Here is a 21798-nt window from a genome sequence, read left to right as displayed (position 1 = left end):
TGCTTGACCCGAAGATCCCAACCATCGCCGAGAGTGGCCTCATGCTTCTTTGGGCGAATTAACCGCCGGTATTGCCCATGAAATACAAAACCCTTTAAATTTTGTAAATAATTTCTCAGAATTAAGTACCGAATTGCTCGACGAATTAAAGGCCGGTCCTTTGCAGAAATTACCCGCAGACGAAATAGAATACGCCACCGAAATTATAACCGACCTAACCCAAAACCTGCAAAAAATTAACCACCACGGCCGACGAGCCGATTCTATTGTAAAAGGCATGCTGCACCACTCGCGGGCCAACACCGGTCAGAAAGAACTTACTGACCTGAATGCGCTGGCCGATGAATATTTGCGGTTAAGTTACCATGGCTTGCGCGCTAAAGACAAAACCTTTAATGCCCAAATTCAAACTTGTTTTGCGCCTGATCTAGCTAAAATTGAAGTAGTACCGCAAGATATTGGCCGGGTCTTTTTAAATTTGTTTAACAATGCTTTTTACTCGGTGCACAAAAAAAAGCAGCTATCCGGCGAAGATTTTAAACCGCAGGTTACCATTACAAGCCAAAAAAATGCCGGTGAAGTAGAGTTTCGGGTAAAAGACAACGGTGTGGGTATTCCGGAAAATATTCGGCACAAAATACTACAACCGTTTTTTACCACTAAACCAACCGGGCAGGGTACCGGCTTAGGCTTGTCGCTGAGCCACGATATTATTACCAAAGGCCACGGCGGTACTTTGGCCATAGAAAGTGCCGAAGGCGAATATGCCGAATTTATTATCCGGATTCCGGTTATTAATCAAAAAGAAGTTCTAATTTAAGCCTAAATATTTACCCATGAAAGTACTGGTGGTAGACGATGAAGCCGATGTACAACCGTTGTTTTTGCAGCGGTTCCGGCGCGAAATAAAAAATGGTGAGGTAGATTTTAGCTTTTGCCAGTCCGGCGAAGAAGCTTACACTTATTTTGAAGAACATCCGTCCGAAGTAATTTTAATATTGTCGGATATAAATATGCCCGGCATGAGTGGTTTACAGTTGTTGCGCCGCATTCGCGGTAAGTATACGGCTGCGCCACCCACCATTATGATGATAACGGCCTACGGCGACGAAGAAAATTATAGGCAAGCCATGCAGTTTGGGGCCGATGATTTTCTAACCAAACCGCTCGATTTTAATATATTAAAAGAAAAACTTAAAACTTTTGCGGTATAATGGCCAAAATATTGGTGGTAGACGACGAAACGGATTTAGAAATATTGATTAAGCAAAAGTTCCGGCGCAAAATCAGGGAAAATACCTACGATTTTGTTTTTGCCCACAATGGCCTGGAAGCCCTGCAAAAGCTTAAAGAAAATCCGGATTTAGATATTATTTTAAGTGATATTAATATGCCCGAAATGGATGGGCTCACTTTATTAACCAAACTACCCGAAGCCAACCCGGTGGTAAAAGCCGTTATGGTATCGGCTTACGGCGATATGGATAACATCCGGATGGCCATGAACCGGGGTGCTTTTGATTTTGTGTGTAAACCGGTAAATTTTGATGACCTGGAAGTTACTATGGATAAAACGGTGCAGCACGTAACGCAAATCCGCGAAACCCTGCGGGCCATAAAAGAAAACAACATCCTGAAAATGTACGTGGATGAAAATGTTTTGAACTTCATGACCCACCAGGAGTTTGAACACAGCTTACTCGCCAACGAGACCATTGAGGCTACCATTATGTTTATTGATATTTGCGGCTTTACTTCTATCACCGAAAAAGTGCCGGCCAATACTGTGGTAAACCTCATCAATAAATATTTTGATTTAATGGTGAAAGAAGTAATTGCGCAAAACGGCCACGTCGATAAATTTATGGGCGATGCCATCATGGCGGTTTTCCGGGGCAATTACCATTTAGACCGGGCCATAGATGCCGCATTAGCGGTTAAAGAACTATTGGCCCAGGAACCCGAAGTGCAACTGGAAGAACATACTTTCCGGCCGCAGGTGTCTATTGGCATCAATTCGGCCGAAGTCATTTCGGGAAATATTGGTTCGGCTTCGTTGCGCCGCTTAGATTATACGGTAATCGGTGATGGCGTAAACATGGCGCAGCGCCTGCAAGCCACGGCTCAACCGGGGCAAATAATTATAACCCAAGAGGTTTACGAAAAAGCAAAAGAATCTTTTAGCTGCCGCAAAATAGGCGAAGTTACCCTTAAAAATAAAGCCAATGCTGTAGTTATCTACGAGGTATTAGCTTAGAAATAATCTTCCATAAAATAAATTATTACTTTAGTTTTTAAGGTATAAGGCGTTGTTTATCAGCTAAACATGATTTAAATAAAGTAAGTTTTATCTATAAATTTTATTTCAGAATTCTAAACAAGGCCGGAAAATATATAAATCTTTTTTTCGGCCTTATTTAGGCGCCTTTGGCCAGACCGATTTAGTTTATGCGTTGGCAACTTTACATTTATGCAATCACGAATTAGTAGCCTGTTAAATATTAAACCTGCCGAAGCGGGGATAGTGAAGCAGCTTTTTTTAGTGCAATTTTTTTTAGGCGTGGCCACCTCATTTTTGTTTACCAGCGCCCTTACCTTGTTTATAGCCACTTACGATATCCGGCAACTGCCCAACGTTTCGGTGCTTACAGCCGGCCTGCTTTTAGTAGCCAACTTTGGGTATGCCCGGTTAGAAGAGAAATACTCGGCCAAGAAACTCTTAAGCCTCATCATTCTATTTTCCATGGTGTCGTTGGCCTTAACCTGGCTCGAAGCAACCATTTACCCGGTTAGCTGGTTGCCATTTTTTTTATCGGCCTGGAACATGGTGGTGTATATGCTGGTAGGTTATGCTTTTTGGGGCATGGCAGCCATTATTTTTAACGTGCGGGAAAGTAAGCGTATATTTACGGTAGTAGGTTCCGGCGATATTCCGGCCAAAATATTGGGTTATGCGGCGGTAGCGGTTCTGGTGCCGGTAATAGGCGTACATAACATGCTATTAATTTCGGTGGGCGCTTTTATAGTAGCCTATTATTTTTTGCATCGTTTTAACCACCCGGCCATTATACAAAGCCACGATCATTCCCATAACGCTAACCAGCACCCAACAGCCCAGCACAGTTCCCATAAAAGTCATTCTTTATTTAGTAGTATTTTTCATAACCGGCTTATATTTATTATTGCGGTTTGGTCTTTAATTGGGTTTATTATTTTTTCTCTGATTGATTTCACGTTTGTTACCGAAATTAAGTCGCGGTACAAAACCAGTCATGAGCTGGCAGCCTTTTTAGGTTTGTTTTTTGCTTTGGGCCGGGTAGCCGCTATTATTTTTAAATTGCTCTTTAGTAGCCGGGTTATTAGCCGCTTAGGCTTGGCTAATTCATTGCTGATTATGCCTATTATATTGGCACTAATCTGTGGCTTTATTCTTTTTTCGGCTGGAGATTTTAAAGCTACGCTGCTGGTTTTTGGTATCATGGTATTACTTTCCGAAGTGCTTAAATCGGCGGTGCAGGACCCGGCATTTTTTATTCTTTTTCAGCCGCTCGATCCGCATGCGCGCCTAAAAGGCCATTTAATTACCAAAGGCTACACCATGCCTTTTGCCTTATTGGCGGTAAGTGGTTTTGTGTATGTTTTCCGTAACAACCTCGGCGAAATTTCTATAGAATTTGTTTGTAAATCCTTGCTGCTACTTTTGGTGGGGTGGGCCATTACGGTTTTCCTGATTAAAAAAGAATATTTATCTACCTTAATCCATTCGTTAAAGAAAGGTTATTTTACCGGCACGCAATTGTTTTTAAACGAACAACCGGTCAGGGATTTATTATTGGCTAAAACCCAAAGCCCTAAACCCCAGGAAGTAATAATTGCTTTGGAATTACTCGAGCGATCGGGCTACAAAAAATTACCTAATTTGTTGTTGCAAAACCTGGCGAATCCATTTAACCAGGTTAAAATATATGTGTTAGGCCGTATTATAAAGCACCGGATAAAAGAGGCTTTTCCGTTGGTACAAAAACATTTAACCCAAAATCCGGATGCAGAACTAAAATCCGAATTAATTAAAGTTTTTTATTGCCTGAAAGAGCGAGTTTCTACCACCGACCAAGCTTGGCAGCACCTGGATTTAGAAGGCAAAAAAGTTGCTTTGTTAGGCTTGGCTACGCGCCCCGAACCCGAAGTAGGGCAAATATTCCGGCAAGAAGTTAAATATTTGGCTTTAAGCGCCGTTGAAAAAGAAAACCTAGTTGCCCTTGACGTAATGGCTGTTGTTCCGGAGGCCGCCGGAGCCGAGGAACTGGCTAATTTGTTAAATTCTAAAGCACCGCTGGTTGTTAAAAAAGCTCTGGAAGTAACCGGTACAGCCAAAAAGTTTAACCTCTTGCCCGAAATGATTGCCGCAACTGCCCGGCATCATTATGTAACTTCCTTTCAGCAGGGTATTTTAAATTTTGGCGACGAAGTATTTGCTCCAGAATATTTACCGAGCCAAAACTTACCGGCTTCGTTTACGACGGCTTTGCATAAAACTGCTGGTAAAGTAAAAGGTCCGCATTCTACGGCTTATCTGCTCGGGGTATTTGCCACGGAAAAGAATTTGCAGGACCAAATTATACAAGCTTTGTTCCTTAAAAAGGCCGAAATAAATTTAACCGGGCAGGCGAATATCAAAGCCTTTATCCAGGCTAAACTGGAGCAGGATAAAATTAAAATGCAGTTATACTGGGCTACCGCTCCTTTTAATCAACTGCAGTTATTAAGTGAAGCTTTGTACCGTGAACTGGAACAGGATTTACAAACAATACTTAAAAGTTTTGCCTTGCTGCACCACCGGGCGCACCTGGAGCGGGTGCTGGAACTTTTAAACGGCAACCAACCCGACCGCATGTTTAATGCTATAGAAATGCTGGAGTTATCGGTGCCCAAGCGCTATTTTACGGCCGTTGATGCAATTTTGGAATTTTTGCAGGATATTCGTAGCGGTAAAGCCAGCTTGCCTACTAGTTTTAAACAGGAGCCAAGCCAGGTTTTAAGAAATATTTTAACCGATAAGCAAGCTGGTTTAAATGCCTGGACCCAATCGGTAGCTTGTTATTTGATTCCGGAACTTAAAAATCCCGTGGCGTTAAAAGAAATGCTGACCCAGGAGACCAATGGCGCCGGCGAGCTTTTTAGCCAAACCAAAACGTATGTGTTATCCCAAATATCTTAAGAATACCTGATGTTGCTGATTGAAAAAGTGCTGACGCTGCGTTCATCGGAAATATTTTACCGCACCCCCGAAACAGAATTAATAGAATTGGCGGGTGTTTTAGAAGAACTGCACCTGGAGGCGGAAGAAAATTTATTTTTAAAAGGCGATTCCGGCGATTGTATGTACTTTATTTACAAAGGCAAAATCCGGATTCACGACGAAACGCATACGCTGGCCCTATTAGCTGAAAACGAAATTTTAGGCGAATTATCTATCCTGGATGCCGAACCGCGCTCGGCCAGTGCCACGGCCCAGGAAGAAACCATTTTGCTTAAGCTGGGGCAAGAGCCGTTTTACGAAATATTGCTGAACAACGCCGAGGTGCTCAAAGGCATATTAAAAACGCTGGGCCGGCGCTTACGCCTGATGGATACCGAAATGGTGCAACTTAAAGCGGCTACCCGATCTTTGCCTTAATTTCAAAGAGCCGGTCTTCTTTTTGTTTTTGGCGGCGCAAGCGCGAAGATGCCGTAAAATATTGGTGGTTTTCCAGAAATTTTACCTGTACCTGGTTCCACTGCGTTTCATCTTTTACAATGCTCTGCCATAAAAATTCCCGGTATAAACCCTGGCCAATCTGGTAAAAATCCGAGCGGCCTAAGTAATCCAGGTCGGCATCGCAAATAATTTGTTCCAGTAAGTTTTTAGGAGCTTGGGGCAATTGGGTGGCCCTAATTAAACCGCAAATTGTTTCTATTTGAGCTGGAAATAATCCATAAGCCGGAAGTTCGGCAATCGCAATCTGGCAGCTTTTTTCTTCGTGGCCCTGGTAAGTTTCTAAAAAACCGACATCGTGGTACAATGCACCTACCTTTAGTAAATAAAGATCTTCGGGATCGGTAATGCCTTCTAAATGGGCAATAATTTCGCTTTGTTCCAGAACATCTAAGGTATGGGCAATATTATGGTAGCTTAGTTGCGACGATAAGCCATTTTTCAGCTTTAGTATTACCGCCTCTTTCAGCCTGGCAAAAGGTACCTGCTCCATTAGAAATTCTGGAATGTTTAGTAAGTAATTAGTTTATAATTTATTTGTAATCAGATCTTAAAAAATATTACTTCATTATTTATATTGATAAATAAGGGAATGGTATTTTGTGCTGTTACTAATATTATTTAGCCTATTAATTGAAGTTGTAATATATATAATAGCCGGAAGGATGGGTACTATTTGGCCTAATAATTTATCGAAAAATAGTAGAACGCGCTTTAAAATGCCTATCAATCTAAATAATATTTTAAAGAAATATTATAGGTTAACCTACCGGATTACCATTTGGCATTAAAACCCAAGAAGAGCGAATTGACTATTAAAGCGAGAAAGCGGCTAAAGGATTACGGCCTTTCCAGGTACCATTCGCCGAGATAATATGAAAACGGGCAAATAACTCTTCGGAATACCAATGGTCTTGCCTGGTTTTTTTTATTACCTGTTGGTGGTGAGCTGTTTGGTAGGCGTACTGACGCATAAAAGTCTCGTTTTCCCAGATGCTAAACGTAGCTTGTCTTACAAAAGGTAACTCGCCTAAACCCACGGCCGCCAGTAAGCCGGGCGCATTTTCCAGGTCTTGGCTGGTTTTTACGCCGTGTTTCCAGAAAGCCGGTAAGGCGCGTAAATTTATAGAAGCACGGGTAAGTACGGCAATTTTACCGGTGTTTTTAACTTCGGTTGGCGTAGGTGTAAACGGATTTACGCCATCCCATTGGCCGTGCGCTTTAATGGGAATTAATTTGATGGTCCAAAGCTCGTGGCAGTGTTCCTGGTATTGTTGAATAATATTAGAATTATTTAAAAAATTATCTGCTGCCGCTTCGGAGTCCCAAACGGCCATTAAACCGTACAAATAAAAATCGGGGGTTAAACTAAAAACCCGGCCTTTGCCGCTACCCAGCAATTTAAAAAAACTTAGCCGGGGTACGTCTTTCAAACGCGGTGGCATGGTACCCATTTGGGCTAATCCCCAGCGCCAATGACCCTTTTTAAGGCCGAACAAAGTAAGGGTAGTAATGTTTTGTGCGTACAAGAAATGTAGATTTGCCGGTGAACTTAAGAAAAAGAACCCATAAAAAAAGGAGAAACTTATTCTCCTTTTCTTAACTGGTTTATTCAACGTTTATTTTTTCGTTTTCGCCGGGATGGTATTGCTCGCCGGTAAGAGTAGCTTTCGCGTAGCCAATTAAATGAACCACCGGACTAGAGGGAGTATCCCAGTATTCGGCTTGGGTTACATCTACCCGCAGTAACGCCACATCCGGATCTTCTTTGCCTTCGGGGAACCAGGCTTTAAACGGCTCGCTCCACAGTTCATTTATTTTGTGGCGGTCGCGCACCACCGAAGCAGTACCTGATACCGATACGTATAATTTATTACTTTCATCGGCATAGCTTAAATTAACGTGGCTTTCGTTTTTAATCTCGTAACTTTTACTCGATTTATAACCCGTTAAAAACCAAATGGTGTTGCCTTCTATCTGTAAAGATTGCATGGGGCGGCTGCGCAACGTTCCGTCTTCTTCGGCCGTAACCAACATGGCGGTTTTTATACTTTTAATCTTTTCTGCCAGCTTCTGCAGATTCTCATTTGCTTTATTTTCCATAGTTTTATAATCTGAACTCGTAAAAAGGTACGCGGCTAAAAGTCAAAAGTTATCCGGTACCTAAATTGTAAGCCTAATTACTAACCCCTAATGAACGTATATGTTTAGCTTTTTGGGGTAATTTTTAAATAAACGTTTTGAATTATTTAGCTCATTCTTTTTTATCGGGTAATAATGACGCGCTTTTGGTAGGTAATTTTATTGCCGACTCGGTACGTGGTAGTCAGTTAAACCATTTTCCGGAGGCCGTAGTAAAAGGTATTATTCTGCATCGGCAGATTGATACCTTTACCGATACGCACCCGGTAGTACAAGATTCAAAAGCCCGTTTACGGCCGCAGTACCGTAAATACGCCGGCGTGGTAGTAGATATTTATTACGATCATTTTCTGGCTGCTAATTTCCCGGCTTACGCTGCTTACAACCTGCCCGATTATGCGCAGCATGTATATGCCACCGTGCAAAAATATAACTCCATTCTGCCGGAACGGGTGCAATATTTTTTGCCCTACATGGTTAAACAAAACTGGCTTTTAAATTATGCCCAGATAACCGGTATCCGGCAATCTTTGACCGGCTTAAGCCGCCGCACTGCTTTTACCTCAAACATGGAAACAGCCGCCGATGAGCTGGAGTTAAATTACAATTATTATAAAACCGAGTTTCAGGCTTTCTTCCCCGAACTGCAAGCTTATGTCGGGAAGCAGTTGGCTACTAAGTAAATTTTGTGCTTAACGCCGTAATTCTAGTAAAATCAGGTAACAACTTAATATACAATGCCTACCGGTCAAGTAAAAATACTTAGTTCTAAGTATTGTTTTAACCATATTTACCCCTTATCTTAGATATATTAAATGGCGTATTGTCATAGTTATAAATAGTAAACTATATTAACCCTGCCGTCTTCTTTTTTGCTCCCCGGACCGTTTTTTCGGCCTTCACGCTCCTTATTCAGACTGACTATAATTAGCTTATTTTAAATGGGTTAACTGCTGTGTACGCAGTTTTTCGGGCAGTTTATTCTAATAATGGCTCCAGATGCTGTAACCTTTTCGGCATGAAAAATACAAAAAGCTTTACCGGATTATTTTTGCTGATTTATGCGCTAACCTGTCGCATTGTCTGGGCACAAGAGGCCAATAATGCTGCTGCGTCGGATTCTGAGCGCGCTCGGCCCATAAATTTATACCTGTTAGATTATCCTTTAAATTTTAAAGACGGATATTATTGGCCCAGTTTAAACCAATCTATCTACAACACCGTGGCCATACACGAGGTAGTTAATACTACGTTAGGTAGAGCCCTGGAGCCGGTGCACCCGTTTTGGGGTAAGGTTTTAACCACTGGTTCTATCCTGGGTTTTAATGTAGTTTATACTTATTTACCTACCGGTACGGCCTGGCAACACCAGGAAGCGCACAGGGCCGTATTGCGTTACCACGGCATTACGAGTTACAACCAGGCCAATGAATTCCGGTTCTTTAAAAAGCGAATTGCTACTAAAAATGTAACGGACGAGGACCTGATAAATTTTAAGCGCGATTACCCGGCCGAATTTATCCGGAACCGCGGCATTGGCCACGAAGCACAATTAGAAGTAGTGGAGCAAATTAAAAAAGATGCATTTTATTACGGCACCCCCGGCTACCGCGATATTGTACCTAATCTTTTAAATGCCCTGGTCACCATCCAATACGTGAACGAGTTCCGGCAAAAAAATTACGACCGCGACATCGATAAACGCAATAAAGTAGAATTAGCGCCTAATGTGCGGGATATTTCGGGGGTAGAGTTTACGCCCTGGGTATATGACCTTTTCCGGCCCGAAGAACCATATAACTTGCGTGGTACCAACGGCGGGGCGCATCCTTACGGTACCGGCGTAGATCGGTACATCGGGAACGAAGATCTTACTACCGAAGAGAAGGACTATTTAGAAAAGCAATCCCGATTGGTGTGGCTTAACCTGGTGTCGCCGCACAACTTTGGTTTTGCCCGGTTCCGGGGCATGAACCCGTTTAACAGTCAACCCTTTTACTGGAACTTTAGCCTGGTACATAACCTGGTATCTTTTGGGCGGGTAATCGATTACAACTTGTACCTGAAACAGAACCAGGTAAACTTGTTTTTTACTTACCACGATTACCGCAACCGCGAAAAGCATTTTCCGGGCATAGACCTGGAAATTCACCGCTTACCTTACAAAAATATTTTTCTGACCGGCGCCATGGGTTTATGGATTCAGCCCAAAGACCAGATGTTTAGAAGTGTGGGGGGGAATACCGGCGGTTTGGTGCGCTTAGGAGTAGCCTCGCGGTTATTTAACCGGGTAGAGTGGTTCCTGGAAGGCGATATGAAAACCGAAGGTTGGGTTTCGGGCAATGTAGCTTTAGAACCTTTGGGACAATTACAATTTGGTTTAAACTGGTTGTACTAAAATTTGGCTTATGAAAAAACAGATACTTTTCCTGCGGCTTGGCTGGTTTTTGTTCTTAGGCCTGCAACCGGGCTTAAGGGCTTTTGCGCAATGGCCACCCGATTCATCCGCTATTGTTTCGGCCAACGTTTCTAACAATAATACCACCAATACCTTATTACGAGTACCAGCCAAACCGGACGAAGGTAAAAAATTGATGAATACGCCTTGGCGCGGTGCGGCGTATGGTTTTGCCATTGGCGGTACGGGCGGTGTTATTCTGGGGCTTACCGGTAAAGACTGGATATTATCGAACGGCAAAGTTGTGTCGCGGCCTATCCACGCCGTGGTAGATATGTTTATTGTAGCTACGCCTCTAGCCATAATGGGAGCGGTGGTAGGCGCCCGGCGCGATGTAGCTACTTTAGAACCCGCAAAATTGCATGTTGCCCTGGGTGGCGGCTGGGCCAGTGTTATGACTTACCAGAGCATTAAGAATGCGTACGCTATTTCGGGTATTCCGGGCCATATACCGCACTGGTTTGGTTACCTGCATTACCCCAACGGCGAAAACTCCAGCACCCCGTATACCTGGAACATAACCGCCGACTATAACCTAACCCGCAAAGTAGGCGTGGGGATATCTTTCAATAATTTTGTAAACCAGCAAATTACCGGCGGCGAAGATCACCACAATCCTACGGATAATTACGAAGCGGCCCGCGGCGAAACGTACAGTTTACTGGCCAATTACGTGTTTAATCCAATAACACCCATGAACAAAACCCGGCTGGAATTTGCGGCAGGGGCAGGGCTGAGTTACCACAACTTACTGGTAGAAGGTCAGTTGGGTACCCTTGATTACATTAAACGGCAAAGCCGATTTACCCCCCATTACCGCTTAACCATCGATTATTATTCGCGCCGCAACTTGTCTTTGCAATTAAAAGGCGGCTACCGGCCCCGGCAAACGGTACGTATTCCGGAGCAAATTTCGGGCAGCACCAGCTTAATTGCCCACGCGGTTAATTTCCGGTCTTTAGATATTACCATTGGCGTCCGGTATCATCTTAAATTTTATTAACTATGGCACAAGCAGATATTTTTGCCGATATACATTGCCACACGTTGCTCAAATATATTCAGAACGACGTGGTAGATTTGTGGGAGCCCATTGGTAAGCCCAGCAAAATTGGCAACTTACTGGGTTTGGTACGGTTTACGACCGCCGATTTAAAGAACATGGTGCAAGGCGATGTGCAGGTAGCCTGCGTAGCCTTAACCCCGCCCGAACAAAAAATATTGTTTTTTCAGGGGCCGGTTTCTAAAAATACTTTAGCTCAGTTTTCATCTTTTTTAAGTACGCTGCCGCAAGATAAAATAAAGCATTACCAATCCGATAAGTACGATCATTACGATTTACTCCAAAAAGAAGTGCGCTTGTATTTGGGCGGACAAAATATTTCTAAAAATATTAAGCTGGCGTCTACTGGTAAAAAGACCCAATGCCGCTACAAAGTAGCCCGCAATTTTGCCGAGATTGATGGGGTACTGAACGCAAATAAAACCAACACCAAAGAACGCATTATTGCCCTGGTTTTTACCATCGAGTCGGCGCATGCCTTAGGTACCGGCCATATCAATTTTAACGAAACGCCTAACCCGTTTAATGTTAGCGAAGAAATAATTTTGCAAAGGGTAGATGCCCTAAAAGGGATTGAAAGCCCAGGCGTACCGGCTTGGTCGCACGCACCCGTTTGGGTTACCATGACCCACGCGTTTTACAACGATTTGTGCGGCCATGCCCAGCCATTGACCGGCCTTTTCCGGAAAATTCTGGATTACGCCGAACCTTTTGCCGCTGCCAAAACTCCGCCTAAATACCAACCGGGCCTTAATGCCGGATTAAGTCCATTGGGTAGCAAAGTAATTCAGCGGTTATTGGGCATTGATGCCGAATCTCAGAGCCGGCCCAACCCCGGTAAGCGCATCTTTATTGATATTAAGCACATGAGTACCCGCAGCCGGAAAGAATATTATGATTTGTTGGATGCCTACCACGCCACCCATCCCACCGATATTATTCCAGTTATAATGAGCCACGCTGCCGTAAACGGTAAGCCTAGCCTCGACGACCAAGAATTTAACCCGGCCGATTTAGATAGTGAATGGGAAGATAGCAGCACGTTTAATCCCTGGAGCATTAATTTGTACGACGACGAAATCATAAAAATTCACCAGACCAAAGGGTTGCTGGGGCTCATCTTTTACGAACCCATTCTGAGCGGCAAGAAAAAAAGAAAAGGCAAAGTTTTGTGGAACGAAAAAGACTGGGCCGAACTCCTGGCCGACCAGATTGAGCATATTGTAAAAACGGTGTACAACACCGGTGCCCCCGATAAACACGAAATTTGGGACCGCATTGGCATTGGCTCCGATTTTGACGGCCAGATAAACCCCACCGATAAATTTGTTACCTCCGACCAATTACCGGCTTTTAAAAAACAACTGCAGCGTTGCTTAAACGAATCTAAATTCGATGCCTTCCGGGCACCTGCCGAGGTAAGTGATATAATTGAGAAAATCAGTTACAAAAACGTTGTTACTTTTCTGCAAACCCACTTTTAAATAAACTCTTATGCCCAAAGTATTTTGGTTTACCCGCATCGGTATTTTGCTGCTGTTGCCGGCCTCGGCCTGCATGACCACCCGCCTGGTAGGAAATTACAGTACCGATAATATTATGCCCCACCAAAAAACCACCGTTAGTTTTGTGTGGGGCCTGTTGCAGCCCAAAGATATTCCGGCCGAATGTGAGTCGAATGCCGTGTGTAAAATATCGAGCCAGACCAATCTGGGTTATATTTTATTGTCGGCGGCTACCCTGGGCCTGGTGGTGCCACAAAAAATTACCTGGGATTGCTGCCCCAGCCAGGTAGCCGAAGAAAAGCTTAATCAACCTTAAAAGTTATCACGATGAATTTCCCGATAGGCATAAAACCGTTGGTAATACCTAAATGGCAGTGGACCAATGCGCACGCCAACTTTACGCAAAAGCTTAAACCCGATGTATCTTTTGACCTGAGTGTTTCGGATCCGGTTTTTAAACAGCAATTTCCTGGTTTCTGGGACAAGTACAACCAAACCACCCGCAATATTCAGTGGCTGATAAATTATGCGGTGCAAAAAAGAATTAAATTAAGGGCCATGGGTAGCGGTTGGTCTTTAAGCAAAGTAGCCGTATGTACCGATGGTATAATTAACACTAAAAAATTAACCTTAAAAGCCGAATTGGGGGAAAGCTATTTAAACCCGGCTTACTTAAGTAACGGCGGAGAAGCCGGTAATTTGCTTTTTGCCCAGTGCGGCAACGAAATAATAAAAATAAACGAGCTGCTCGAAAAAGAAAGAAATCCGGCCAAGTCGTTGCGGGTGTCGGGTGGCAGCAACGGGCAAACCATTGTGGGGGCTTTTAGTACCGGCACGCATGGCGCGGCATTTCGCTACGGTTCGGTTTGCGACTGCATTGTGGGTATGCACGTGGTGGTGGGCCCAAACCGGCACGTGTGGCTGGAGCGGGCGAGCAAACCGGTCACCTCGGCCAAATTCCGGACCGCTTTACAAGCCGAATTTATTCCGGACGACGACCTGTTTAATTCTGTTTTGGTAAGTTTTGGCAGCTTTGGCGTTATTCATAGTGTTTTGGTAGAAGTAGAACCCAAATTTTTGCTGGAGCAGCAATTAATCAAATTGCCGTATAACGCAGCCCTCCAGAAAGCCATCCGATCCGGCGATTTTAACGAATTGGCGGCTAAGTTGCGCCACCCGGCCGATAAACTTTACCATTTTGAACTGGCCATTAACCCGCACGCCTTTGATAAAACCGGGCAAGCCGATGATGTATACTTTCGGGTAATGTATAAAATGCCTTACCGGCCCGATTACATTCCGCACGATCCTTCGGCTAAAGGTAAATTTACTTACGGCGATGACTTACTCGGCTTAATGCAGTCGGCTTTGGATGTAGTAGAAAAGGTGCCGGGCCATAAACTCGATTTACTGTTAATTCCTAAAACCGTAAATTCTTTGTTTAAAGTGGCATACAACCGGCCCGAAACTGCTATTGGCACCATCGGCGAAACTTTCCGGAACACAATTTTCCGGGGCAAATTATTTAGTGCGGGTTTTGCCTTCGACCGGCAAAATATTCCGGAAGTAATTAATATTTTTCTGGCACTAAATAAAAAAACGCCTTTTGTGGGCGTGATGGCTTTTCGGTTTGTAAAAGGCACCCAGGCCACCCTGGGCTTTGCCCGGTTCCAAAACTCCTGTGTGCTGGAGTTAGACGGGGCCGATACCGAAATAAACCACCAGTTTACCGAAGCTTTTGTAAAACAAGTAGAAGCCCTGAATATTCCTTTTTCGGTACATTGGGGCAAAATAAACAATATTTTAAACAAAGAGCGGGTAAAGAAAATTTACGGCGAAGCGGTGTTACAGAAATGGTTAAGGCACCGCAACCAACTATTATCCGAAGAAGTACAGCAGGTTTTTAACAATGATTTTCTGGAAAAATGCGGCTTGGATAAATTTAAGGAACCCTTAGTAGTTTAATTTCCTAAGATTAATCATGGCTAGTCTTACTTGCTGGACATACTCATAAGAACCCGGGCGGTAACCAATAGCTGGCCCAAGTGGCGGGTAGTATGTTCGGCGGCGTGTACCAACAGCCCGATTAAAGTAGAGGGTACCTGAGCCCGGCCTACCGTTCTTATTTGAACCAGTTGATTTTCGGGAGTATTAATTAGTTGCGTCAAGGCCGCATCCACCTGTTCCTCGAATGCCTGAACCAGACTTTCAACGGTTATATGCTGGTCCTGCGGTTTGCCTTCTTGGGCTAAATAGGCGAGTTGTTCGGGCGTCAGGGATTCTTGCCGGGCGTAGGTTAATAACCGGTTAAGCACACCGGTTAAGTGTTGTAAGTGAAACCCAATAGAAGCCACGCCGCCCGGTTTTTCCCAGAGCAATTCCTCCGGAAATGTTCTCAATAAATCGTTTACTTCTTCACGGGCCTGTAATAGTGCGTGGGCTACTGGCTGCAGCAAGGGCGGTACTTCCGGCAATGGCCCCCGTAGCCAAACTTCCGGTTTATTATTTTCAGTACGCATGTGATTACCTGTTTTTAAATTGACTTGTATTTTACTAGCAAACTTAAACGAAGTACCAATATTATCTAATTTTTCCAAAAGTTATAAAAGCTATTTTGTAATTCTGTTTCGAACAAGGATTGGAGCCATTGGTGGTGTTAGCGCCATTGGTGGCGTTATCACCGCCAATTACTAACGCTTCTGCCAAACTACTCTCTGGTGCCTGCGCAGTAAGAGCAAGGGAGGCTACCATTTTATAAAATGCAAAACAGCTTCTTAGTTGAAAAAGAATGATTTAATTCAATTTGTATATATTCAACTTAAGATTGATTTCCATTTTGATCAAACACCTGATTAATTATTATTTAAGTTCGTCGGCTAAAATCTTTTATTCATCTAAAATATTATGGCTAAAATGATTTTTTTCTAATTTTGCCGGAAATTTATTCAGATGAATCTGTACTTAGAATTATTCCTGCTCGTAGTTGTTAATTTTGGCTTAATATTTATTTCGCGGTTAATATTTAATAATCAAAATGCCAAATCCCGGTTTATAGGTAAAAACACCAATATCAAATACCGATCTTATAATCGCTAAAATTTAAAATATTCATTATTAGTAGCTAATAGGTGTTTAGTTAAAGTATGTTTTTGCGGTAAATTTTATTTGCTTAGTTTCTTTAAGCTGAATTATACGCTTGATTAATCTATCAGAATTCAAGTTGTAAATCATTTCTTTTTAAAGCTCATGGTCTTCTGTTAGCGTACCAGATGGTTTAGCTTAAGCAGTTTGCCTTTTTAAGATATTTTGCTTAAGTTTATTTCTATCTGATATTAAACCGGCAAGATATGGAGCTTAAAGTAAACGGTACTACCCGCGCAACCAGTGCCACCCCCGACACCAGTTTGTTGCGTGTGCTTCGCGATGAGTTTGATTTAACCGGCACCAAATACGGTTGCGGCGAAGGGCAATGCGGGGCTTGTACTGTTTTACTCGATGATACCGCCGTGCGCTCCTGCCGCACCCCTCTCAGTGCTGTAGCCGGCAAGCCTATTACCACCATAGAAGGCCTGGAAAAAGAAGGCCGCTTACACCCCGTGCAGCAAGCTTACCTGAAGGTAGATGTTTTCCAGTGTGGTTATTGTGCATCCGGTATGCTGATGTCGTCGGTGGCTTTGCTCCGAAAAAATCCGCAGCCTACCGAAACCCAGATAATAGACTTTATGAACGGAAATATTTGCCGGTGTGGTACTTATCCCCGCATTATTAAAGCTATTCAGGAAGCCGCCGCCAACGTTTAATCTTCGCCAACACATGAACGACAAAGAAACAAAATCATTGGCTTTTATTTCGGAAAGTGAAGAGGAGCGTGCTACTACTCCGGCAAATTTCATTTCGCGGCGTTATTTTTTTCGCTTACTCGGCGGTGGCTTGGCGGTAGCGGTAATGGTACCGGGCACCACTCTGGCCGATTCATTTAAAGAAGCGGCCGCGCTGGCTAAAGTGCCCACTAACCAAATAGGTGCCTGGATTCACCTGGATGAGAAGGGAGACGTTACGGTTTTTACCGGTAAGGTAGAAGTAGGGCAAAATATCCGGACGTCGCTGGCCCAGATTGTAGCCGAAGAATTAAAGGTACCGGTTAGTTCTATAAAAATTATTATGGGCGATACCGATTTGGTGCCTTACGATGCCGGTACGTTTGGCAGTCGCTCAACACCGGCCATGGGTAGTCAGCTTCGGAAAGCGGCGGCCCAGGCCCGCGAAGTGCTCCTGGATTTAGCTGCTCAGGAATTTAAAACAAGTAAAGCCGGCTTAAAGATAGCCAACGGCAACATTACAAATCCGGCGAATAAAAAAACAATTACCTACGGGCAGCTAACCAAAGGTAAACAGCTTTTACAAACCATTTCAGATACGGTTCCAACCACAGCGGCAGCAAAATGGGAAGTGGCCGGCACTTCGGTACCTAAGGTAAACAACCGTGAAATATTAACCGGCCAACACAAATTTGTTTCTGATTTAAAGGTGCCCGGTATGCTTTACGGCAAAATATTACGGCCACCAGCATACGGAGCCGTTTTAACTTCGGTTGATTTAACCGCCGCCAAAGCCATACCGGATGTAACGGTGGTGCACCAGGAAAACTTTATTGGGGTTGCCGCTACCAATATTAAAACGGCCGAAACTGCTATTGCGGCCATTAAAGCCCAATGGAAAACCACGCCCCAGCCCTCAAGAAACGAAATATTTACTTACCTGAAAGAAAATGCAGCTAATAACCAGGGAGGCGGGCGTAACAGCACTACTGCCAAAGGCAATATTGCGCAAGGCCTGGGCACCGCCGATAAAACGTTAAAAGCAACTTACCATGTAGATTATATTGCACATGCTCCCATGGAACCACGGGCAGCCCTGGCCCAATGGGAAAACGGAAAACTAACCGTTTGGACCGGAACCCAACGGCCTTTTGGGGTGCAAAGCGATTTAGCGAGTGAATTTAATTTACCCACCGAAAAAGTGCGGGTAATTATGCCCGACACCGGCTCGGCTTACGGCGGTAAGCATTCCGGCGAAGCCGCCCTGCAAGCCGCCCGGTTGGCCAAAGTGGCGCAAAAGCCGGTTAAACTCACCTGGACCCGCGAAGAAGAATTTACCTGGGCTTATTTCCGGCCCGCCGGGGTAATAGAAGTAAACAGTGGCATTAAAAACGATGGTACTTTAACCGCCTGGTCTTTTCACAATTACAATTCGGGGGCAGCCGGCATTCGCCCGCCGTACGAAGTACCCAACCAGGATATTGCTTATCATCCGGTAAATTCGCCGTTAAAACAAGGTTCTTACCGGGGCCTGGCATCTACAGCCAATATTTTTGCCTTAGAATCGCATATTAATGACCTGGCCCTAATGCTGGGACAAGATCCCTTGGCTTTCCGGTTAAAGAATTTACGGGAGCCGCGTCTGCGCGCCGTGTTTGAAGCCGCCGCCGAAAACTTTGGATGGGGCAAAACCAAACCAGCTCCCGACCATGGTTTTGGTATGGGTGGTGGTACCGAAAAGGGCGGCTTTGTGGCTACTTTTGCCGAAGTGGCCGTAAACCGGCAAACCGGCGAAGTAAGAGTTATCCGGACGAGTACGGCTTTTGAATGCGGGGCCATTGTAAATCCGGAACATTTAGAAAACCAGATATTAGGTTCAATTGTGCAGGGTTTGGGCGGCGCTTTGTTCGAAGCTATTCAGTTTGAAAACGGTAAAATATTAAATTCTAAATTTGCACAATACCGCGTGCCCCGGTTTAAAGATTTACCTAAAATTGAGATAATACAGGTAAACCGCAAAGATTTACCATCGGCTGGCGCCGGGGAGGCCCCCATTGTGGGCATTGCACCCGCTATCCGGAATGCCATTGCCGATGCTACCGGGGTAAAATTGTATACTTTGCCCTTGTTGCCCAATGGTTTAACCGATCACCTGAAATAGCTTTCCTGACATTAGCTGTTAAAATATTCGACTTACAACAAAAAGGCGGACAAAAGATTAAGAACTAACATTAAATTAGTGAGTTGTGCAACCGCTACTATTGTTGGTGGTAGTTGTTATTTGTTGGGGAGTCGCCATTTTTTAATGAGTTCAGCATTTAAGCCGCCTTTTTTACCGTTCGGTTTTCCAGTCCCGCTTTCGATCAGATTTTTTAAACTACCTTGTATATAACTTGTCCAAGCATCATTACACACTTCATAACATTCATATTGTGGAGTTAAACCTTCGTGTGTGAATTTTATTTTAGTTTGCTCGTCTTCTTTAGCAATATCAAATATAAGCTTGGTGTTTATCCATTCGGTTTTATCTTGTGTGAAACTAAATTCGTTATCGATAACTAGATAAACCAATTTATTGTCTGGGACTTCTTCTATCAACTTTAGCTTGCACAATTGAACGTCTTTGTAATGATAGAAAAATGTTTTACCAAGTTTATCGGTATTTCCCTCAATTTCTTCTGACCACCAAGCTCTAAAGTTTTTGATAGCATTAAAAGAAGTTGTGGCATTTTCTTTTACTGTAATAGTTGATGTATAATTTTCGTGATCCATTGTTGCTGTTTTTAAATTTTGAACTCTGGTTTTATAAATTGTAATGCAGAAGAGCAACGTGAAAATTAAAATGATTGGCGATGATATTTTTATATACTTTTTAACTTTTCTTCAAGGTTCTGAAGATATTTCGTCCAAGCGGTCGAGCAACTATTATAACATTCAATTTGTGGTTCTAAACCAATGTGAGTAAAACGTACTCGTGTTTCTCCTTCCTTTTCCAAAATATCAAAGGCGAGTTTTGTGTTTTCCCATTCCTTTGTATTGTGCAAGAATGAAAGATTACTTTCCGTAACCTGCCAGACAATTTTTGTGTACGGTACAAGTTTAATTAATTTTTGGTTTGTATAATGCGCCCCACCGCCAGCAGAAAATGAAAATTCATCATTAAGTTTTTGGCTGTTGCCCGTAATGGTTTCTTCATAAATTCCCAACCACCATTGATTAATATCGAGCAATAATTCAAATATTTCCTTTGACGGTTTATGCGTTACGAACCCAAATGTGTAATTATTCATTTCCTTATTTCTTTGTTGCGTTACAAAGATATTTTCTATTTTACATCTTTATCTGGTGCTATTTAGACATTTTAAAGGGTTGATTTAGACAACGGTTTAGCTTATCTTCATAAAAAACCAGGGCAATGAAACGATTAAGTATTTTGATTCCAGACGACCAAACAAGTATGAATACAATTGCTTGTATTGTTGGAAGTTATCAGGTGTTTATGGCTGCTAACACCTTTTTTGGAAAGACGGACAGGAAACCCGTATTTGAAGTGAATTTGGTAAGCGCTACGGATGAAAAGTTACTTAAGAGTGGATTCTTGTCTATTAATTCTAACCTTACAATAAAAGAATGCAGGAAAAACGACCTAATCATTATTCCTGCTACTTTAATTCGCAGCTATGAAACAGCTACAGAAAATAACCAAAGGCTGATTGATTGGATAAAGGAACAATACAAACAAGGTGCAGAAGTAGCAAGTATGTGCGCCGGAAGCTTTATGCTGGCCTCAACAGGTTTACTTTCCGGAAAGACTTGTTCCACCCATTGGGCATTGGCGGAAGAGTTTAAAACCTTATTTCCGAATGTAGATTTACAAACTGATAAATTAATAACAGACGAAAACGGAATCTACACCAATGGTGGTGCTTATTCTTTTCTACATTTACTCATGTACCTGGTCGAAAAATTCTATGACCGAAAAGCAGCCATTTATTGTGCCAAATACTTTCAGATAGATTTGGATAGAAATCTGCAATCAGAATTTTTAATTTTTAAAGGTCATAAAACTCATAATGACAATGTTATTCTTGACGCACAAACTTTTATGGAAAATAATTATCAGGAAAAAATTTCCATTGAAGATTTATCTGTGAAATTTGGTTTGAGTAGACGAAACTTTGACAGAAGATTTATCAAAGCAACAGGTCTTAGACCGTTTGATTATTTACAAAGAGTAAAAGTTGAAGTAGCTAAAAAGGAATTTGAAAATTCTCGAAAATCCGTCAATGAAGTAATGTATGATGTCGGCTATAACGACACCAAAGCATTTCGAGAAGTTTTTACCCGTATAACTGGGACAACACCGATTGACTACAAAGCAAAATACAATATGGGAAGTTAATTTTAGTTGCTTGGGTTATAATTAATTTCCGCCAATGGGCCGTGGCTAAAAAGTGCTCTAATGCTTTTTAGCCGTTGTTGGGTAGGGTGATTTTATTTTCTTTTAAATTATCCTTCCAGAGCAATTTTATTGCATTAAAATAATCAGAGTCAAAATTTATAATCCTAATATCTTCTATTTTAAACTCATAATCATAATTTTCCTCCACCTTACCATTAGCGTCGATGTAGTCTATAATTAAATAATCATTCTCAACAATTTTATTTTTTTTACCAATAAAAAGAGCACCTTCTTCAGAATCTTTAAATTCAAACAGTCCATAAGCCCCTTCTATAAAATTTAGGAGTTCCACTGTTGTTCCAAACTTAAAATTTTCAGGTAAGTTGGTTGAAACTCCTCTTAACTCCATTACCAATTCAATTTTTTCCTCTTCAATTGACCTTTCTATTTTAGATACGGTAGATTTCTTGATAATAGAATAGCCATCAAGAACATAATCTACTGGGATATACTTAATAAGAATCCATTCCCGGTCTTCAGCTAAAAAAAGTCCTTTAAGCGGTTCCTCCCAGTCCTTTAAATAATATTTATTTACTATTCTATTCATTTTATTATACTACCCAACGGTCTTGTGCATGAGGCGTGCGAGGCCGTC

Annotated in this window: 21 protein-coding genes; 14 read left to right on the top strand and 7 right to left on the bottom strand. The window is 42.7% G+C overall.

Annotated features, from left to right (window positions below; genetic code table 11):
• Positions 1-49: 49 nt before the first annotated feature.
• The 5 genes from ACO1R6_RS01055 (at position 50) to ACO1R6_RS01035 (ending at position 5677) form a co-directional block, all read left to right on the top strand.
• Positions 50-820, top strand: coding sequence for a sensor histidine kinase (locus tag ACO1R6_RS01055; RefSeq protein ID WP_486261596.1), 771 nt, complete (start codon positions 50-52; stop codon positions 818-820).
• A 16-nt stretch (positions 821-836) separates the two neighbouring features.
• Positions 837-1214, top strand: coding sequence for a response regulator (locus ACO1R6_RS01050; protein ID WP_486261594.1), 378 nt, complete (start codon positions 837-839; stop codon positions 1212-1214).
• Positions 1211-2257: an adenylate/guanylate cyclase domain-containing protein gene (locus ACO1R6_RS01045; RefSeq protein WP_486261598.1), complete on the top strand. Its 1047-nt coding sequence runs from the start codon at positions 1211-1213 to the stop codon at positions 2255-2257. Before ACO1R6_RS01050 ends, ACO1R6_RS01045 begins: the two co-directional genes overlap by 4 nt.
• A gap of 213 nt (positions 2258-2470) precedes the next feature.
• On the top strand, positions 2471-5218 hold the full coding sequence (locus ACO1R6_RS01040; RefSeq protein WP_486261592.1) for an NTP/NDP exchange transporter: 2748 nt from the start codon (positions 2471-2473) through the stop codon (positions 5216-5218).
• 9 nt (positions 5219-5227) lie between these two features.
• Positions 5228-5677, top strand: coding sequence for a cyclic nucleotide-binding domain-containing protein (locus ACO1R6_RS01035; protein WP_486261590.1), 450 nt, complete (start codon positions 5228-5230; stop codon positions 5675-5677).
• Here ACO1R6_RS01035 and ACO1R6_RS01030 read toward each other — a convergent pair.
• The 3 genes from ACO1R6_RS01030 to ACO1R6_RS01020 all read right to left on the bottom strand — a co-directional run bounded on the left by ACO1R6_RS01030 (position 5658) and on the right by ACO1R6_RS01020 (position 7858).
• The gene (locus ACO1R6_RS01030; RefSeq protein ID WP_486261588.1) at positions 5658-6248 is read right to left on the bottom strand and encodes an HD domain-containing protein; all 591 of its coding nucleotides are present in this window, start codon (positions 6246-6248) and stop codon (positions 5658-5660) included. The genes ACO1R6_RS01035 and ACO1R6_RS01030 overlap by 20 nt on opposite strands.
• A gap of 322 nt (positions 6249-6570) precedes the next feature.
• Positions 6571-7284, bottom strand: a complete 714-nt coding sequence (locus ACO1R6_RS01025; protein ID WP_486261586.1) for a spheroidene monooxygenase — start codon at positions 7282-7284, stop codon at positions 6571-6573.
• 79 nt (positions 7285-7363) lie between these two features.
• Positions 7364-7858 (bottom strand): pyridoxamine 5'-phosphate oxidase family protein, encoded by a 495-nt coding sequence (locus ACO1R6_RS01020; RefSeq protein WP_486261584.1) that lies wholly within the window; start codon positions 7856-7858, stop codon positions 7364-7366.
• Positions 7859-7995: 137 nt separating this feature from the next.
• Between ACO1R6_RS01020 and ACO1R6_RS01015 the strand changes: the two genes are divergently transcribed.
• The 6 genes from ACO1R6_RS01015 to ACO1R6_RS00990 all read left to right on the top strand — a co-directional run bounded on the left by ACO1R6_RS01015 (position 7996) and on the right by ACO1R6_RS00990 (position 14888).
• The gene (locus ACO1R6_RS01015) at positions 7996-8580 is read left to right on the top strand and encodes an acyl carrier protein phosphodiesterase (protein WP_486261582.1); all 585 of its coding nucleotides are present in this window, start codon (positions 7996-7998) and stop codon (positions 8578-8580) included.
• 335 nt (positions 8581-8915) lie between these two features.
• Positions 8916-10295 carry a hypothetical protein gene (locus ACO1R6_RS01010; RefSeq protein ID WP_486261580.1) on the top strand — a complete coding sequence of 460 codons (1380 nt, stop codon included), beginning with the start codon at positions 8916-8918 and terminating at the stop codon, positions 10293-10295.
• Positions 10296-10305: 10 nt separating this feature from the next.
• The gene (locus tag ACO1R6_RS01005) at positions 10306-11358 is read left to right on the top strand and encodes a hypothetical protein (protein WP_486261578.1); all 1053 of its coding nucleotides are present in this window, start codon (positions 10306-10308) and stop codon (positions 11356-11358) included.
• 2 nt (positions 11359-11360) lie between these two features.
• A complete protein-coding gene (locus tag ACO1R6_RS01000; protein WP_486261576.1) occupies positions 11361-12902 on the top strand; it encodes a membrane dipeptidase in 1542 nt (513 codons plus the stop codon).
• Positions 12903-12912: 10 nt separating this feature from the next.
• The gene (locus tag ACO1R6_RS00995) at positions 12913-13239 is read left to right on the top strand and encodes a hypothetical protein (RefSeq protein ID WP_486261574.1); all 327 of its coding nucleotides are present in this window, start codon (positions 12913-12915) and stop codon (positions 13237-13239) included.
• Between the two features lie 11 nt (positions 13240-13250).
• Positions 13251-14888 (top strand): FAD-binding protein, encoded by a 1638-nt coding sequence (locus ACO1R6_RS00990; RefSeq protein WP_486261572.1) that lies wholly within the window; start codon positions 13251-13253, stop codon positions 14886-14888.
• Between the two features lie 26 nt (positions 14889-14914).
• Here ACO1R6_RS00990 and ACO1R6_RS00985 read toward each other — a convergent pair whose 3' ends face one another.
• Positions 14915-15442: a DinB family protein gene (locus ACO1R6_RS00985; protein WP_486261570.1), complete on the bottom strand. Its 528-nt coding sequence runs from the start codon at positions 15440-15442 to the stop codon at positions 14915-14917.
• Between the two features lie 828 nt (positions 15443-16270).
• Here ACO1R6_RS00985 and ACO1R6_RS00980 point away from each other — a divergent pair.
• Both ACO1R6_RS00980 and ACO1R6_RS00975 read left to right on the top strand, forming a co-directional pair.
• On the top strand, positions 16271-16723 hold the full coding sequence (locus ACO1R6_RS00980) for a (2Fe-2S)-binding protein (RefSeq protein WP_486261568.1): 453 nt from the start codon (positions 16271-16273) through the stop codon (positions 16721-16723).
• Positions 16724-16736: 13 nt separating this feature from the next.
• Positions 16737-18902 carry a xanthine dehydrogenase family protein molybdopterin-binding subunit gene (locus tag ACO1R6_RS00975; protein WP_486261566.1) on the top strand — a complete coding sequence of 722 codons (2166 nt, stop codon included), beginning with the start codon at positions 16737-16739 and terminating at the stop codon, positions 18900-18902.
• A gap of 116 nt (positions 18903-19018) precedes the next feature.
• On the opposite strand, the gene ACO1R6_RS00970 is transcribed toward ACO1R6_RS00975, so the two are convergent.
• Together ACO1R6_RS00970 and ACO1R6_RS00965 are read right to left on the bottom strand one after the other, a co-directional pair.
• Positions 19019-19513, bottom strand: a complete 495-nt coding sequence (locus ACO1R6_RS00970; RefSeq protein WP_486261564.1) for an SRPBCC domain-containing protein — start codon at positions 19511-19513, stop codon at positions 19019-19021.
• Positions 19514-19602: 89 nt separating this feature from the next.
• Positions 19603-20031, bottom strand: coding sequence for an SRPBCC family protein (locus ACO1R6_RS00965; protein ID WP_486261561.1), 429 nt, complete (start codon positions 20029-20031; stop codon positions 19603-19605).
• Positions 20032-20156: 125 nt separating this feature from the next.
• On the opposite strand from ACO1R6_RS00965, the gene ACO1R6_RS00960 reads away from it, so the two are divergent.
• Complete coding sequence (locus ACO1R6_RS00960; protein ID WP_486261559.1) at positions 20157-21143, top strand: GlxA family transcriptional regulator; 987 nt, start codon at positions 20157-20159, stop codon at positions 21141-21143.
• A 67-nt stretch (positions 21144-21210) separates the two neighbouring features.
• On the opposite strand, the gene ACO1R6_RS00955 is transcribed toward ACO1R6_RS00960, so the two are convergent.
• Entirely contained in the window at positions 21211-21750 is a 540-nt protein-coding gene (locus ACO1R6_RS00955; protein WP_486261557.1) for a hypothetical protein, read from the bottom strand.
• Positions 21751-21798 lie beyond the last annotated feature (48 nt).

Source organism: Adhaeribacter sp., assembly GCF_057359045.1.
The sequence above is the reverse complement of the archived record's forward strand: the minus strand, read 5'-3'. Positions and strand labels throughout refer to the sequence as shown.